Consider the following 17855-nt stretch of genomic DNA (forward strand, 5'->3'; position numbering starts at 1 on the left):
TCATGGTCAATCCTGATCAAAATTTGCCCCGCGTCTGCATCCTCGGTTTAGGCTACATTGGTTTACCCACAGCAGCGATCCTCACCCAACATGGCTACTCAGTCCTAGGCGTTGATATCAACCCCAATGTGGTAGACACCATCAACCAGGGTTTAATTCACATCGTTGAACCCGACCTTGATCAGGTGGTGGCGATCGCCGTCCAAACCCAAAAACTCCAAGCCAGCACCACCCCCACAGCCGCAGATATTTTTATCATCTGTGTGCCTACCCCCTTTCACCCGACGACAGAAGGCTTACCCCAGCCCAATATTGACTATGTTCTTGCAGCGGCCGAGGCGATCGCCCCCATCCTACAACCCGGCAATCTCATCATCCTAGAATCCACCTCACCCGTCGGCACAACCGAGCAAGTCGCGCAAACCCTCGCCCAAGCCAAAGCGCCCATCGAACATCTTCATCTTGCCTACTGCCCAGAACGAGTCTTACCCGGAAACATTCTCCATGAACTCATCCATAATGACCGAGTGGTAGGGGGTTTGACCACAGAAGCAGCGACAGCAGCCCAAGCTTTCTATCAGAGTTTTTGCCAAGGTCAAATTTTGACCACCGATGCCCGAACTGCTGAACTCTGTAAACTCACCGAAAATGCCTTTCGAGATGTCAACCTCGCCTTTGCCAATGAACTCTCCATGCTATGCCCTAACCTTGGGGTTGATGCGCGAGAACTCATTCGCCTCGCCAATCACCACCCCCGCGTCAACATTTTACAACCCGGTTGTGGCGTGGGGGGTCACTGTATTGCCGTAGATCCCTGGTTTATCGCTTCCGCCGCCCCCGATCACTCCCCCCTATTACAGACAGCACGACAGGTTAACAACCATAAACCCCAATGGGTCGTAGATCAAGTTGTTGCCGCGGCCCAAGAATTTGCAACAGTTCACGAACGCCAACCCATCATCGGCTGCTTCGGATTAGCCTTTAAACCAAACGTTGACGACCTACGCGGCTCCCCTGCCCTAGAAATCACCCAAAATCTTCAAGCCCTGGGTTACACTATCCTACCCGTAGAACCCAATTTAAAATCCCACCCCACCTTAGACTTAATGCCCTGGTCTTTAGCCCTAGACAAAGCCGATTTGCTCGTGTTTTTAGTCGCTCATCGTGAATTTCACAGATTAACCATTCAAAAACCTTACCTAGATTTTTGTGGAATCACTGACCAATCTACCCATTAAAGAGTCCATGGAGGCTTTTTTAATGAGCCTCCAAGTTGCGAAAAAAATGCCATGAATCTAGGTTTATGGTGGCGTACTATCCGCGATCTTCCTCCCCAACAAATTGCTGCCAGAATTAAATTTGAGATCAAGCGGCGTTCTTTCCCTAAACTTCCCCTCTCTGTTCGTCATTACTGTACATTCGGCAGAATTTCACCCACACCCCCCCTTCATATCAACTATCTCAACCCTCTTCAAATCAATGCAAAAGAACCAGTTACCACTGACTTTTTAACAAAAGTTCAATGTCCTTTTGTTACCCTCACTTTTTTAAACGAAACTCGTACCTTACCCCTACCTATTACTTGGAATACCTCTGAATACTCAAGACTTTGGCAATTTAACTTACATTACTTTGACTGGATTAGAGATAGGATTGTAACGGCTTATCAAGAACCTGAACTTACAGAAAAGTCTTTTTTAGAAATTTATGCCGTTACGACAGACTGGATTCTTCACAATCCGTTTTATTCCTTCGATGGTTGGCATCCCTACACAACCTCACTCCGCATTGTGAATTGGACTTATGCCATCCACACCTTCCCTCAACTGAGAACATCAGAAATTCTCGAATCTTTGTGGAAACAAATCAATTACCTCTACCACAATAAAGAATATTTTGCAGGGGGAAACCACCTGCTAGAAAACCTGAGAGCCTTAATCATTGGCGGTTTAAACTTCAATCACCCAAAAGCAAAAAAAATCGTTCAAACCTCCCTAAAAGAACTTGCTGAACAACTGAATCATCAAATATTACCTGACGGAGGACACTATGAGCGCAGTCCGATGTATCACCTGATTGTGATGAATCTAGTGGGAGAATCAATCGCCTGTTTATACAGTGCCAATCTCTCCATTCCTGCTTCCATTTTAGATTCCTTAAAAAAAATGCTCGAATTTGCCCAAGGAATCCGGTTACACAATGGCAATTACCCCCTCTGGAACGATGCAGCATACAAGATCACGTACTCCCTAGATGAAACGAAAAACTGGATTCAAGAACTTCTGAGTTTTTCTTCTCCAATCCCTCCATCAGATTCCTTGTCTTCTTGCAATCCATTACATCTTCATTTACTGAACAAAAATCTAGAGTCTTGTTCTCAATCTTCTGACACTAAAAACCTTAACCAGAATCCTAATTTAATCCTTCAAAATCAAACCAAAAATCAAACCAATCCTGACTCTAAACAGCATTCATCAAGTTATCACGCACCAGACACAGGCTATTCTATCCTACGCAATCCTCAAGGTCTTGAATTAGGATTTGACTATGGTAGTCCTTGCCCTCTAGAACTACCTCCCCATGCTCACGCAGATTGTTTAACTCTAGACTTGTACTACCAAGGTCAACCTATTATTGTTGATACCGGAACAAGTGAATATAAAGCCGGATTGATTCGAGAATATGAGCGTAGTACAAAAGCTCACAACACTGTAGAAATTGGCGAACAAAATCAATCGGAAGTTTGGGGAAGTTTCCGAGTTGGGAGAAAAGCAAAACCCTTGAATATAAAATCGGGACTTTTCGATGAACTACAATGGATGAGTGCCGCTCACAACGGATATGATCACCCCCCCATTCAATCCATTCATCACCGTTGGATTGGTCTTGAACATACAAATGTTATTATTCTAGACATTGTTGAAAGCAATCCAAATAAAATTGCTCAATCGAACTTACACAGTATTACCCGATTTCACTTTGCCCCTGAGATAGATCCCATTAAAAATTCATTAGCAAACACTTATTATTACTCATCTAAACATTTCAAGTTTCACGTTAAGAGCTTTAACTCAGTTCAACCCAATGATATTCAGTGGCGTAACTCCCAAAGCAGTTCATCTTGGTATGCTCCCGAATTTGGTCAACGCATTCCTAGGGGATGCTTAGAAATCAGCACCCCATTGAATCAACATTACCACGCTCTATTAACCTTAATCAGTCTAGACAGCTTACCTGAAGTTGAATGGAAGTACACTTCATCCTCCTTCCAGTTAAATTTGAATCAAACAAGCTTTAATTGGAAAATCAATCAATCAGGTTTAGTTTTTGAACCTACCAAACTATAAAACACACTTTATTCAATGCCAGCCAAAGTATGGATTATTAACCAATTTGCAAATACTCCCGATGTGCCTGGACACATTAGACAATATGAGCTAGGTCAATTTTTAAGCAGTCAAGACTATGAGGTTGAAATTTTCGCATCAGATTATAATTTAACTCAACGGAAATACAGAAAACTAAATTTTGCTCAATTTTATTTCAGCGAAAATTATCACAAGCTCCAATGGAATTGGCTCTATGCCACTCCCTATAAAATCAACAATTGGCAACGATATGTTAATATGTTGTCTTTCTGTATTACCTTATTTATCGTTGGACTCACTAAACGAAAACCAGACATAATCATAGGGTCATCTCCTCAACTTTTAGCAACATTTACAGCATGGTTACTGGCAAAAATTCACGGTGCTTACTTTTATTTTGAAGTTCGGGATCTTTGGCCACAGGTATTGATAGAACTCGGTGGAAAATCTCCAACCAGTCTTTTAGTGAGAGGACTAGCTTGGATTGAGCAGTTGTTATACAAAAAGAGCGATCGCGTTATCGTCCTAGCCTCTGGTACAGTTGATTATGTCAAAAAACGGGGTGCAACAACCGTTCACTGGCTTCCCAACGGTCCTAATTTAACAGAGTTTCAGAATAACATCACACCAGAAGAAGCCAAGCAACAATACAATATCCCTTCGGATTCAACTTGTCTGATGTATACGGGGGCGCATGGCACAGCCAATGCTCTCGAAACTATTGTAGAGGCTTGTCGTATTCTAGATGATGAGTATTCTGGCAAAATTTTGGTGATCTTACTGGGAGATGGTCCGGAGAAACAAGAGCTAATTGAGCAAGCTAAAGGCATTCAATGTCTTGAATTTAGAAATCCCCTACCTAAACAAGAAATACCACAATTTCTACAAGCTGCGGATGGATTCATTATCACCTTGAAAAATATCTCTCTTTTTCAGTATGGGGTCAGTCCGAATAAACTTTATGATTACTACGCATCGGAAAAGCCTGTTATTGTCGCAGTAGGAGGTGCAGTTAATCAAGAAGTTAAAAGCCATCAATTAGGCTGGGCTGTTCCGCCAGAAAATCCACAAGATTTAGCCAAGGCAATCCTATCATTTTATAAAACTTGTCCAGAGGACAGACAGGCAATGGGTGAACGAGCTAAACATTTAGTTGAGTCCACTTATTCCAGAACCACTATTTGTCAAAAACTGGCCGCAATTATTCAAGAGGATATCAATTGTTTAGATAAAGGAAGAAATTAAGATAACTAAATGGCTCAATCAATACTCCTAACAGGTGCTACAGGTTTTACTGGAAAATTTGTTTGCCAGAAACTGCTTGAGCAAAAAATAAACTTTGATTGTCTAGTTCGCCCTTCATCTAATTCAAAAAGATTACTCGATTTAGGGCTAAATTGTGCCGAGGCTGACCTCAATGATTTAGAGTCTCTCAAGAAGACACTACCCAAGTATAAAATCTTAATCAATGTGGCATCCATTGGGTTTGGGGCAGCACCGACGATTGTTCAAGCTTGTGAAGAGTCTGGAATAGAACGGGCAATTTTTATCAGTACAACAGCAATTTTTACTCATCTCAATGCTTCCAGTAAAGCCATTCGACTAGCCGCAGAGCAGGCAATTAAAGAGAGCCAGTTAAATTATACAATTCTCCGACCCACCATGATCTATGGAACACCAGAAGATCGGAATATGATTCGTCTTTTAAAATTTTTAGATAAATTTCCAATAATTCCGATTTTTGGTAACGGACAATTCCTTCAACAACCTGTTCATGTTGAAGATGTGGCATGGGCTATTGTTAAGGTCATTGACTGTTCACAAACTTATCGAAAAGAGTATAACATTTCAGGGCAAGAACCTTTAACCTATAATCAAGTCATTGAAGGGGCTAGTAAAGCATTGGGGAAAAAACCGATTAAGCTACATATCCCAGTCGCTCTAGCAAGGTCTTTCATTAGAAAGATACAGTCCCTAGGGGTAAAGTTTCCTATTACAGAAGAACAAATTCTCAGACTTAATGAAAATAAAAACTTTGACCATTCTCTAGCCCATCAAGACTTTGGATATTCTCCTCGTTCCTTTGTCGAAGGTATTCACCAAGAAATTCAACTCCTAAAACAATGAATACGAATTTTGATCTAGTATGGATAGGTCTAAGTGGTCTAATAAGCTTTTCGATTACTTATCTAATCAAAGAATATTTAAGCCAAAAACTCCTCGACATCCCCAACGATCGCAGTTCCCACACCCAACCCACCCCCAGAGGCGGCGGCCTGAGCTTTATTGTGGCTTTTTTGTTGACTTTTACATCAACACAACTATTCCCCAACCCCCCAACCCTTCAACCCCTCCCCCTCTGGCTCATCCTCACCCCCCTCGCCCTCATCGGCTTCATCGATGACCGCACCAACCTCCCCGCTTCCATTCGCTACCTCGTCCAATTGGCCACAGCCATCATAGCTATCTGGCATTTTGGCCCCTTACCCCTCCCCAGCTTAATCATCGCCATCCCCCTCACCCTCATCGCCTTCACCGCCCTGATCAACTTCTACAACTTCATGGACGGCCTCGACGGCCTCGTTGCCAGCCTCACCGCCCTCCAACTCGCCTTCCTTGCCCTCTACCTCCAGCAACCCCACTGGTGGCTCCTTGTCGCCGCCCTCCTCGGCTTCCTCTATTGGAACTGGTCCCCCGCCAAAATCTTCATGGGCGATGTGGGAAGTACCGTCTTGGGGGCTTGTATTGGAATTGCTCTCCTGAATAGTCCCACCCCCCTCCAACTCTGGTCAGCCCTCCCCATCACCTTCCCCCTCATCGGCGATGCCATCTACACCCTCATCCGTCGCCTCCTCAAAAAAGAAAACATCTTCCAAGCCCACCGCACCCACCTCTACCAACGCCTCCAACAATCCGGCTGGAGTCATGGCAAAGTGGCGATCGCCTACCTCCTCCTCACCGCCCTTATTGCCCTCCTGATCAGCACCCTCGGCAGTTGGGGAAGTCTTTTGAGTGGGGGAATTGTGTTAGGGGCGATCGCATCAGGAGAAATCTATCTCGACAGCCAAAACTCAGACCCTAAATCCTAGATTTTGTACGGACAAAATCACAACTTGCTACCGCCATTGAAGGGGTCATTTTTGACCCTGAAAATCGGCTATTTTGGCTACCGCTTCTCGGGATATTGAGTAGAGTTGAGTAGACTTGAGTGATGTTCCTTGACTCCTTCACCCCCTAAAATCCACCTAATTTGACTCAACACTACTCAAATACTACTCAACTCTACTCATCATTGGCGATCGCGCTAAACTAGCCTCAAACGCCATACCCCAAAGCCAGCAGATCATGGAAGAATTACTCACCCTCAAAGAACGACTACTGCACGGCGATATTGCTGGTGCATTAATGATTGTCGAACAACTCGAAGAAATGAGCAAAGACGACAAAATCAACAATATTCGGAGTTATGCCATTATCTTATTGATCCACCTCATCAAACAACAAGCGGAAAATCGCACCACTCGTTCCTGGGATGTCTCCATCCGCAACAGCACCAGAGAAATCCAAGAAAAAAACAAACGTCGCCAAGCCGGAGGATACTACCTAACAGTTGAAGAACTCCAAGAAATCCTAGAAGTCGCCTATCCAATGGCCTTAGACCGCGCCTCCCTAGAAGTTGCAGAAGGAATTTATGAGACAACAACCCTAGAAACACTGGTTAACAAAGAAGCTATCTTAAAGCAAGCCCTCGCTTTAATTTCACCTGATCATTGACACTTCCAAAAACTAACTACAATCCGGTTCAGCAATCAGAACCCCTAAATCCCGATTATCCGTTGAAAAGCCTTGAACCTGTGGATTAAAAATAGAACCCGTCTGAGCATGAACCAAATACCATGCTGTCTCAGGAGTTCCCACCACTTCCACCGTTTGTCTTTCCTCCGGTGTCTTCAACAGTCGCTGTTCTTGCATCAAAGGTTGAGGCAAATCATTCAACATTGAACTAGAAAACTCCCCCCCTACAGGCAGACTATAAGTAGAGAGATTCACAGATAAAGGCTGTGTTGGAGTCAAATCCGGTCTGGGTGAGAGAATCGAAAAGTCCAAGCGATTCTGCACCCCACAACTTTTTACCAAAAACCAACAATCCCCCGTACACCACCGCCCTAATCGTCCCCCCAAATTCTCCCACCAATACATCCCCCTTGACCAACTAATTCCTAAATTAGATTGTAGGAATGGATAATAGACCATTGCACTAATCCAGCGTGAAGTATCTGGCATCCCTTCAGAAAAAGCAATCGGGTGCTTACGAGGAATCCAACGTCTACCATTCTCTAAAGCTAAAGATATTTGCTCATCTGGGTTGACTGTTATTTCAAAAGAAGACCTATCTTTTTTAATATCTATAGCCATTGGTGTTTTAAATGGAGTTAGTTGGGAGATAGAATAGGGTTTGCCTTCAGGTGTCTTAAAAACAGCCAACTCTACAGACTGACCTAACCATCTAGATATTATCCCAGTCCGATTAGAAATATCTGCATCAAAAGCTGAACCATATTTTGTAAAGCTCAAAGCACAAAATAAAATTGCTACCAATGATAAACCAGTCAAACACCAAAGAAGATTAGGAAATATATTGAATTTACTTTTTTTAATTAATCGATTAAGTATTGGTTGACTAGGAGAAAAACTATTTTGTTTTTTGGGTAAATTAGTTACAGAAATACCCGAGACAGTTGAAAATAGAATAGTTTGAGTATAAAAAACTGGACGAATATCATCTAGATTACCTAAGACAGAAGGGATCAAAAAGCTAAATAAACTCAATAAAATCAACAAATTTACTTTTTTACTACTGGAATAAGTGTTCTTTTGTAGAGAAAAAACAGTCAAAAAAGTAGTCAATACTAACCCTAACATCAAGAGAGTATGCAAAACACCAAACTCTACAAATAGCTGTACAAACCAGTTGTGCGTGCTATGGTAAGCCGTTACATCATAAAATTGACTATATTCAGAAACAAGCTGATACCAGCTTGCATAACCATGTCCAAATAGGGGAGAGTCTTGGAACATTTTCCAAGCGACTGTCACTAATTTAAAACGAGCAGGATCTAGAAAAATATTCGCGGGTTTCCAATTATACCCCCAAGATTGAGTTAATTCATAGATCAATAGAGGATTTTTAAGCAACGACCAAAAAGTAACCCCCAGAATAGAAACAACCAATCCTCCAAACATTAATATGGGAATGTTTTTTTGCTTAATTCCTCTCAAAAAATTATACAATCCACAAATACTTATGTAAGCAAAACATAAAACAAATCCCCCGCGTTGGGTCGTAGCAAAAATTCCGACAATCAGAAGACAAGAAAAAGCTGACCAGATAAACTTTCTAATTAAATTAGCGTCAGAAAATGCTAACCATAAAACCACAGCCAAACCCGGTGCAATATAAGTCCACACAGGCCCAGGATTATCAAAGATCTGTGTCATAGAAGACAAACCGTAAGGATTATAGACCAAACTTTTAGGCAAAACCTGCGAAATCCCTAAAAATCGACCAACAAAACCTGTAACAACAACAATACAAGCTCCAAAAACCACAGCACTTAACTGAATCTTCCAAGCATGGCGGACAGTACGAGCTAAGATAAACGATAAAGTTCCTAATGTAACGCCACAAAGCAGAATAAAAAAGTTCCTAATTCCATAATGTTGAGCGACAGAAGCTTGTAGCAAACACTCTATTTTTGTCGCAAAGCCAGGAATCTCTCGGCAAGGAATCCAAGCTTGATTAGGTGTTTTAAATAAAGAGATAATAGCCCGAGGAGCAATCAACACTAAAGTATTCAACCAAATTAAACCTAGCAATATAATTTCCTGCTTCAAAAAAAGAATTTTAGAAACCAGTAAATGTCTTTGATAGGTAAAAACAAAAGCTAACACTCCACTAAAGACAGCTACACCAAATAAATCTGGAATAGCGGGTAAGGTTAAAGCAGGATAAACTGGAACTAATAAATGAACACCAACAACACTCCCCAGCAAAATAGCAAGAGCGGGTAAGAAGTGAAAAAGTTTTAGCTTAATCATTCAATTAATGTTTTTTGAGATTTACTAAAAACTTGAAAAAACTAGCCACAATACATAAAAACTAGACAATCACATCGAATTGAGTGTAAGGTTATTAGGCAAACGTATAAATAGACAATTAACAATAGGATTGACTAGATTGAAGGTGATTAGAAAACTACAAACATTAACCTATGCTTCACAGAACAGAAAAAACTATTTAAGTTGGATAGACCTACTCAAAGCACTGGTACAAAGAGACTTAGAAGCCCGATACAAAGGATCTATTATCGGCAACCTTTGGCCACTCCTCAACCAACTGTCCCAACTCCTCATCTACACCTACGTCTTCTCCGTTGTCCTACAAGTCAGGCTGAGTCTCAAAGAACTCCCTGCCAATAATATCAGCTATGGACTCTGGCTGTTTGCCGGACTTATCCCCTGGATTACTTTTATCAGTGGTATCACCCTAGCAGCCACTTCCGTCATTCGACAACCCAATTTAGTCAAAAAAGTGGTCTTCCCCTTAACACTCTTACCCCTCGTCCCCATCCTGTCCAGTTTTCTAGAAAGTACATTTGGACTCATTATTTTAATCCTATTTGTGGGAGTCTCCACCCAAACACTCCCCCCCACGCTACTCCTCCTCCCCCTGATATGGCTCCCCCAACTCCTCTTTACCATTGGACTGGGATATCTCACCGCAGGACTCACCGTATTCCTCCGCGACATCCCCCAAACGTTAGGAGTCATTCTCAACTTGTGGTTTTATGCCACCCCCATTGTCTACCCCGCCTCCGCCATCCCAGAACAACTCGGCAGAGTTGTATTATGGTTAAACCCCCTCGCAGTATTCGCGGAAATCTACCGGGACTTGATTTTACTAGGGGAAGTTCGGCACTGGGGAGAATGGGGAGTAACCACACTAATCGCTGTAGTGGTATTTATCGGAGGATACTGGGTCTATCGGCGGTTACAACCAGCATTTGCTGATGTACTCTAGAGATTGCGACCATCCTAGACCAAGTGGATGGAGTTTCAGACCCAAAATTTCTGATGAGTGAAACAATTATTGACTTGAACAATGTATCGAAGTGTTATAGGCGTTATCATCGCCCCATTGACCGATTAAAGGAAATTTTACTGCCAGGAAAAAAGCATTCTCAGGAATTTTGGGCTTTACAAAATATTAATCTGGAAGTAGAGAAAGGAGAAACTCTTGGCATTATTGGTCAAAATGGTTCAGGGAAAAGTACCCTGCTACAAATCATTGCTGGAACACTTACCCCCACCACTGGAACGATTAACATACAAGGACGCATTGCCGCTTTATTAGAGTTAGGCAGTGGCTTTAATCCTGATTTCACGGGACGACAAAACGTATTTTTTAACGGTCAAATTTTAGGTTTAAGCAAAAAAGAAATTGAAGCTAAATTTGATACAATTGCCGCCTTTGCTGATATTGGAGATTTTTTAGATCAACCCCTCAATACCTATTCTAGCGGGATGGCTGTCCGTTTAGCCTTTGCCGTTGCTGCTCATACCGATGCCCAAATTGTGATTATAGATGAAGCGTTAGCTGTGGGGGATGCCAAGTTTCAAGCACGCTGCATGAAAAAAATTCGCCAACTCCAATCAGATGGGGTGACACTGCTTTTTGTCTCTCATGATTTATCCAGTGTCAAGTTTTTATGTCAGAAGGCTATTTTAATCAATAAAGGACAAATTTTAGAACAAGGAACACCTAAATTTGTAGCCAATCGCTATATTGCGTTACTCAGTACAGATCATCAACCGGAGCACTCTCAGCCTCCAACACCCCATCCAGAAGTTCAAGATTCCATTGAATTAGAGAATACATCTGAAGAAAATACTGAATTATCAGAATATCACCGACATGGCAATGGGTGGGCTATCATCCAATCGGCAGTTATTACTGATTTAAATAATGTTGATTTAAAGGGTAAACTGGAAACAGGGTCAAGATTTAAACTGCAAGTTAACATACAATCCAAGGAGGAACTAGATGATATTGTGATTGGGTTTTCTCTGAGAACATTAACAGGAGTTATCTTATATGGGACTAACACCCGTTTGTTGAAGAGAACTATTCCCCGGTTAGAAAAGCACCAAGCTTTGACCGTTGCCTTTGAAGTTCCCTGTTATCTGAACAAAGGTTTATATTCTATTTCGATTGGGATTCATTCGTCAGAGGGAATCAGTTATGATTGGATTGATGATTTGGTTTTGTTAGAGGTCATCAATACTAACCTATGTGATGGTCTGGTTGATCTAGATGCTAATTTAAACCTTGAGTGTTCTACGGATAAAAGTTCAGCCGTTCCAAGATAGGGTTAAGGGTGAATGTATTGCCTTGTCATTTAAAATCGTCAACTGCCCACCCACAAGGGGATTGGGTTTTCCCAGCAACAATTCACTCAATTGCTCAATATCTATTGAAAAACTTTAAAGATGATTGATCAGAACAACCCAGAAATTAATGTTGATGATTTAATGCAGAAAGTGAAGGAGGAAGTGGCAAAAAGAAGATTGGAAGTCACCCCAACATCTCACTCTAATCAGAGCATTATTGATATTATTCACTCAGACTTAAGTAGAACACATTCTCTGCTCATGAGTCGTTTTGAATCTTTGTTAAACGATGCTGAGTTTCAGGTACAAGATATTGATAAGCTACCGAATAAGCTCAATCGTTTTCCTTTTACACTAGAAATCATACAAAAAATATTACTTAAATTTTACAAACTACTCACTAAAAAGCAAAAAGTAATCAATGAAGATTTTATTGCGGCATTCAAAGAACTTCGAGAAATAACGGAAGTTCAAATCAATCAAAAAAACGAAGAGCTAATCAATGAGTTTAATAAAAGATTTGAACATGAGAGAAATATAACACAAGATTTTTATCATGCGCTTGAACAAAAACATCATGCGCTTGAACAAAAACATCATGCGCTTGAACAAAAACATCATGCGCTTGAACAAAAACATCATGCGCTTGAACAAAAACACACTCAGCAGATTAAAGCATTACAACTTGAACTGACCTACAATAAACGGGCTTTTGCCAATTTACTTCAATCTTTGGAAAACCGAACTGAATCTGTCCCCACTTCTCCGGCAATAAGCACACCAGAAACACCTTATGGAGGACAAGAAGAAGCTCATTTACTGGATGCTTTTTATGTGGCATTTGAAGAACGATTTCGGGGCAGTTATGAAGAAATTGCTAAACGACTCACTATATACCTTCCCTTTATTGAAAAAGTACAGTTAGAAACGTCTGACACGATTCTCGACGTAGGATGTGGACGGGGAGAATGGCTAGAGTTTTTACGGGAGAACGGGTATCAGGTTCAAGGGATTGACTTAAACCGGATGATGTTAGAAGAATGTCAGAGTAAGAATTTAGAGGTTTATGAGGTAGACGCGATCGCACACCTCCAAACCCTACCCGACAACAGCCTCAGTGCAGTCACCGGATTCCACATCATCGAACACCTCCCCTTCCCCGCCCTCCTCCAACTCCTACAAGAAACCATCCGCGTCCTCAAACCCGGAGGAGTCGCCATCTTTGAAACCCCCAACCCCCAAAACATCCTCGTCAGCACCCGCACCTTCTACCTCGACCCGACCCACCGCAATCCCTTGCCAAGTGACCTCATTCAGTTTTTACTAGACAACACAGGATTTGAACCCGTAGAAGTGCTACCCCTTCATCCCTATGAAGAAGCCCTACAGATCCAAGGTTCAGACAACCTGACCCAACGCTTTAACCAATACTTCTACGGCCCCCAAGATTACGCCGTCATTGGATACAAACCATGCAACCCATCGCCCTTGTAGTCCCCTGGTGGGGACAAGACCTCAAAGGAGGAGCCGAACAACAAGCCTATCAAGTCGCCACCCGACTACAAAAGCGAGGACACCCCGTTGAAGTCCTCACCACCTGTTGTCGTGCCTTCCAAGAAAACTGGGCAGTCAACCACTATCCACCTGGCGTAAAAACCGAAGCTGGGCTGAAAGTTCGTCGTTTCCCCGTCAACCCCCGCAACGCCCAAGCCTTTGATCAAATCAACAGCGTCCTCCTCAAACTCCCCCCCGAACAACTCAAAATCGGAGTCTCCCCCCTGACCCCCAAAGACTCCGCCATTTTTGCCCAAGAAAACATCAACTCAGACCCCCTCCTCCAATACCTCAAAAAACACCAACAGCACTACCACGCCTTCATCTTCCTGCCCTACCTCTACGGCATCATCCTGAACGGACTCCCCCTCGTCGCAGAACGCGCCTACCTCCAACCCTGTCTGCACAACGAAGTCTACGCCTACCTCCCCGAAGTCGCCCAGATTGTCCACCGCGCCAAAGGCCTCCTCTTCATCAGCGAAGGAGAAGCCCAACTCGCTCAACATCTCTACGGCCCCGGCATTCTTCCTAAAAGCATCGTCGCCGGAGCAGGTGTAGAAATCCCACTCCAGCGCGACACCACCCTTGAAAAAATCGGCAAATTTTCCCTCAAAACCCACCCCTTTGTCCTCTGTCTCGGTCGTCGTGACCCCACCAAAAACACCGACCTACTCATTGAAGCCTATACCACCTTCAAACAAAAACACCCTGATTCCCCCCTCAGACTCGTTATAGCAGGCCCCGGCAACCACTCCTATAGTGATTTGACCTGTGGCATCATTGACCTCGGCTTAGTCGAAGAAAACCAAAAGACCGCCCTCCTGAGCCACTGTCAAGCCCTCTTCCAACCCAGCCGGAATGAAAGTTACTCCCGCGTCATTATGGAAGCGTGGTTTGAACAACGCCCCGCCGCCGCCCATCGAGACTGTCTCGCCACCTCCCTCGCCGTCTCCACCGCCAAAGGGGGTTGGCTCGCCAGCACTGTCAACGAATGGGCAGAACTGTTTCACACCGTTGACCAAGCCTCTCCCGCAGAACTGACCCAATACGGCAAAAACGGCCAGCAGTACGCCCAAAATCATGCCGTGTGGGACAAAGTAATGGAACGGTATGAAATCGCCCTCGGACTGGTTCAGGAAGAGGCCAGGGGTGAGAAGCGAGAATTTTCCTCCACCCTCATGGGATGGAATCTCACCCCCCAACCGTCCCCCAGTCGAACTCGCCAACTCAAAGCCATTCACCAACTCCTCCCCAACTTTAGTTACGGGGATGCCATCTCCAACCAAGCCCTAGCCATTCGCAACTACCTCCGAAGTCAAGGGTATTCATCGGAAATTTTTACCCGTTATGTTGAAGAAAAAGTCATCAAAGCGGTTCAACTCCTCCCCGACAAAAAGCCCAACCCAAAAGCTGGACTGATTTATCACCACTCCATCGGGTCAGAAGTAACCCCCCTCGCCCTCGCTCACCCCGGGGCCAAATGTCTGATTTACCACAACATCACCCCCGCCGAATTCTTCCAACCCTTTGACCCCAAATTCGCTCAACTCCTCGCCCAAGGTCGCCAAGAACTCCCCACCCTTGCTCAAACCTTCCCCATCGCCGTGGGAGACTCCACCTACAACGCCTCAGAACTAACCGCTTGTGGCTTTAGCAACCCCTCCGTCCTCCCCATTATCATTAACCCCAGTCAGTGGGACATTTCCCCAGACCCCCAGTTAATGGCATCTCTCCAAGATGGTCAGAAAAACCTCCTGTTTGTCAGTCGAATTGCCCCCAACAAAAAACAAGACGACCTCGTACAAGCCTTTGCCCATTACCTCACCCTAGACCCAGAAGCACGACTCATCCTCGTGGGGTGGGGGAACAAGAGCGAACCCTACTACTGTCATCTGCTCAAAATCATCGCAGACCTAAACCTAAATGACCGAGTAATCATCACAGGCAAAGTCAATGAAACTCAACTTCTTGCTTTTTACCGCACCGCTCACCTGTTCTGGTCTATGAGCGAACATGAAGGCTTTGGCGTTCCCCTGATTGAGTCCATGTGGTTTGATATACCCGTCCTTGCCTACAAGAGTAGTGCTGTCCCAGAAACCCTACAAGCCGCAGGACTCATGTTTACCCACAAAGATGACCTGGTTTCGATTGCTGCCCTCGCCAAACTCCTGATCCATGATCTGGACTTGCGTGATAAAGTCATCAGAGCGCAGCAGCAGCAGCGTCATCGATTTTTACCAACGAGCATTCAGCCCTATTTAGACACAATCATTCATCAATTAGAACAAGTTTTCTAATGCCAAATCCTGCCCTCAACTTCCGACAAATCCTGAACAAAACTAAACGCAAACTCAGAGAAACTTTAGCCGAAAGTGCAGAAGACATTTTTCCGCTCTGTCCCCCCCTGCCCCTACCCCCAGGAGTGAGTGAGGAACAACTCTTTCAATATCTCAAAACCGTCCTAGTTGCAGATGCCCCACCGGAAGAAATGGCCAATTACTGTAGCCAAGACTTCCGCCGATTTGTCTATACCTATGGACTGACACAAAACTTAACGGGTGAATGTCTAGAACTGGGGGCAAATCCTTACTTTACAACGTTTCTGCTCCGAGAATTTACTCCCCTAAAACTGACATTAGCCAATTACTTCGGCACTGGATTTGAGCCAATTATTACCCAAACCGTTAATTTTGATCACTTTCAATCCAAGCAACCCGAATCTGTTGAGATTGAATCCTATCATTTTAATATTGAAGAAGACCGATTTCCTTTTCCAGATCAACAGTTTGATGTAGTCCTTTTTTGTGAAATTATTGAACACCTTTTACTTGACCCTGTTTCCGTCCTGCGAGAAATTAAACGCATTTTAAAACCCAACGGAACACTGATTTTAACCACTCCCAACGTCAGTCGCTTAGAAAACGTAGCTAAAATGATAGCGGGAGCGAATATTTATGACCCCTACTCTGGCTATGGTCCCTATGGCCGACACAACCGAGAATACAACAAGCATGAGCTTTATTTACTCCTCACCTACCTCGGTTTTGAAATTGATAGCTTATTTACCGCCGATGTCCATCAAAACAATGGTGGAAACTATGCTTCCCTATCCCAACTCAAACCCTTCTTAAAAGCCAGAGAAAATGATCTGGGACAATATATCTTTGTCCGTGCCACTAACGCTAAAGAAGGTCATCCTAAAAAGCCATCATTCCTCTACCGAAGTTATCCCCCAGAGGAGTTAGAATGAAGCGGAAAGTAGCGTTTGTCGTGCAACGGTGCGGTGTAGAAGTCGGGGGAGGAGCAGAAAATCTCTGTCTCCAAATTGCTCAACACTTGGTTGACCATTGGGACATCGAAATCTTGACCACCTGCGCCCTCGATTATATGACTTGGGAGAATCATTATCCCGTCGGGATTGAGGAGGTGGGAGGGGTCAAAATTCGGCGGTTTCGCGTTAGCCAAAAGCGGAACGTAAAAGCCTTCAATCGTCTATCCGAAAAGCTTGTACCTCGTCTTCAATCTGCCTCTTTGGAGGAGCAAGAAACTTGGATGAAAGCACAAGGTCCCATCTCCCAAGACCTGATTCAGTATGTTAGTCAGCATCGTGATAATTACGACACTTTTATATTTTTTGGCTACCTTTACGCCACAACCTACTTTATTCTACCCCTAGTGGCAGATAAGGCTTATCTAGAACCCCTGGCTCATGATGAATGGACGATTTACATGACCCTGTGGGATGAGTTTTTCCAGAAACCTCGCGGATTCATCTTCAACACCCCAGAAGAGAAGAATTTTGTCCAGAAACGCTTTCCTCAACTCAATATCGAAGGCCCCGTGATTGGGATTGGAGTTGACCCGCCTGAAAATTACAGTGCAGAGCGTTTTCGTGAGCAGTACAATATCCAAGATCCTTTTTTGCTGTATATTGGCAGGATTGACCCCTCTAAGGGCTGTGATGAATTATTCCAATACTTCATCCATCTCCGGAATCAGGAGTCTCAACCGAGAAAGTTGGTCTTGTTGGGGAAGTCAGTGATGACAATTCCGGAACATCCTGATATTATCCCGTTAGGTTTTGTGGAGGAACAGACGAAATGGGATGCTCTAGCGGCTTGTGACTTGTTGGTGATGCCTTCTCCCTATGAAAGTCTCTCGATTGTATTGTTGGAGGCTTGGACGATGGGGAAAGCGGTATTAGTGAATGGAAGGTGTGATGTTTTAGTGGGGCAATGTAGACGTTCTAATGGAGGATTATGGTATGAGAATGTAGAAGAGTTTACAGTTTGTTTAGAAAAAATAAATGACGACATTAAAGCAAAATTAGGAAAGCAAGGGAAAAACTTTATAGACTTAACCTGCACCTGGCTAAACATTCAAGAAAAATATGTAGACAAGGTGAATAATCAATCAACAAAAATTTGACGCGAAATCATAAATTTACAATCAATTATTAGAAAAAATCAATACTGTTAAGAA

Annotated in this window: 13 protein-coding genes; 12 read left to right on the top strand and 1 reads right to left on the bottom strand. The window is 43.5% G+C overall.

Features of this window, described 5'->3' with window-relative positions; genetic code table 11:
• Positions 1–2: 2 nt before the first annotated feature.
• The 6 genes from wecC to SPI9445_RS0100100 all read left to right on the top strand — a co-directional run bounded on the left by wecC (position 3) and on the right by SPI9445_RS0100100 (position 7142).
• A complete protein-coding gene (gene wecC, locus SPI9445_RS0100075) occupies positions 3–1238 on the top strand; it encodes a UDP-N-acetyl-D-mannosamine dehydrogenase (RefSeq protein ID WP_017302669.1) in 1236 nt (411 codons plus the stop codon).
• A 51-nt stretch (positions 1239–1289) separates the two neighbouring features.
• Positions 1290–3347 carry a heparinase II/III family protein gene (locus tag SPI9445_RS0100080; protein WP_017302670.1) on the top strand — a complete coding sequence of 686 codons (2058 nt, stop codon included), beginning with the start codon at positions 1290–1292 and terminating at the stop codon, positions 3345–3347.
• A 15-nt stretch (positions 3348–3362) separates the two neighbouring features.
• On the top strand, positions 3363–4613 hold the full coding sequence (locus tag SPI9445_RS0100085) for a glycosyltransferase family 4 protein (RefSeq protein WP_017302671.1): 1251 nt from the start codon (positions 3363–3365) through the stop codon (positions 4611–4613).
• 9 nt (positions 4614–4622) lie between these two features.
• Entirely contained in the window at positions 4623–5495 is an 873-nt protein-coding gene (locus SPI9445_RS0100090; protein WP_026079421.1) for an SDR family oxidoreductase, read from the top strand.
• Complete coding sequence (locus SPI9445_RS0100095; RefSeq protein ID WP_017302673.1) at positions 5492–6457, top strand: MraY family glycosyltransferase; 966 nt, start codon at positions 5492–5494, stop codon at positions 6455–6457. The genes SPI9445_RS0100090 and SPI9445_RS0100095 overlap by 4 nt, the downstream gene beginning before the upstream one ends.
• 256 nt (positions 6458–6713) lie before the next feature.
• Positions 6714–7142, top strand: a complete 429-nt coding sequence (locus SPI9445_RS0100100; RefSeq protein ID WP_017302674.1) for a DUF29 family protein — start codon at positions 6714–6716, stop codon at positions 7140–7142.
• 12 nt (positions 7143–7154) lie between these two features.
• On the opposite strand, the gene SPI9445_RS0100105 is transcribed toward SPI9445_RS0100100, so the two are convergent.
• Positions 7155–9467, bottom strand: coding sequence for an O-antigen ligase family protein (locus tag SPI9445_RS0100105; protein WP_017302675.1), 2313 nt, complete (start codon positions 9465–9467; stop codon positions 7155–7157).
• A 145-nt stretch (positions 9468–9612) separates the two neighbouring features.
• Here SPI9445_RS0100105 and SPI9445_RS0100110 point away from each other — a divergent pair, with 145 nt between their 5' ends.
• From SPI9445_RS0100110 to SPI9445_RS0100135, 6 genes are all read left to right on the top strand, one after another.
• Entirely contained in the window at positions 9613–10449 is an 837-nt protein-coding gene (locus SPI9445_RS0100110; protein ID WP_017302676.1) for an ABC transporter permease, read from the top strand.
• A gap of 53 nt (positions 10450–10502) precedes the next feature.
• Positions 10503–11798 carry an ABC transporter ATP-binding protein gene (locus SPI9445_RS0100115; RefSeq protein ID WP_017302677.1) on the top strand — a complete coding sequence of 432 codons (1296 nt, stop codon included), beginning with the start codon at positions 10503–10505 and terminating at the stop codon, positions 11796–11798.
• A 120-nt stretch (positions 11799–11918) separates the two neighbouring features.
• Positions 11919–13313 carry a class I SAM-dependent methyltransferase gene (locus SPI9445_RS0100120; RefSeq protein ID WP_017302678.1) on the top strand — a complete coding sequence of 465 codons (1395 nt, stop codon included), beginning with the start codon at positions 11919–11921 and terminating at the stop codon, positions 13311–13313.
• The gene (locus SPI9445_RS0100125; protein WP_017302679.1) at positions 13292–15670 is read left to right on the top strand and encodes a glycosyltransferase family 4 protein; all 2379 of its coding nucleotides are present in this window, start codon (positions 13292–13294) and stop codon (positions 15668–15670) included. Before SPI9445_RS0100120 ends, SPI9445_RS0100125 begins: the two co-directional genes overlap by 22 nt.
• Positions 15670–16623, top strand: a complete 954-nt coding sequence (locus SPI9445_RS0100130) for a class I SAM-dependent methyltransferase (RefSeq protein ID WP_017302680.1) — start codon at positions 15670–15672, stop codon at positions 16621–16623. The genes SPI9445_RS0100125 and SPI9445_RS0100130 overlap by 1 nt, the downstream gene beginning before the upstream one ends.
• The gene (locus SPI9445_RS0100135; protein WP_017302681.1) at positions 16620–17801 is read left to right on the top strand and encodes a glycosyltransferase family 4 protein; all 1182 of its coding nucleotides are present in this window, start codon (positions 16620–16622) and stop codon (positions 17799–17801) included. The genes SPI9445_RS0100130 and SPI9445_RS0100135 overlap by 4 nt, the downstream gene beginning before the upstream one ends.
• Positions 17802–17855 lie beyond the last annotated feature (54 nt).

Origin of the sequence: Spirulina subsalsa PCC 9445, from assembly GCF_000314005.1 — a bacterium.
Classification (GTDB): Bacteria; Cyanobacteriota; Cyanobacteriia; order Cyanobacteriales; family Spirulinaceae; genus Spirulina_A; species Spirulina_A subsalsa.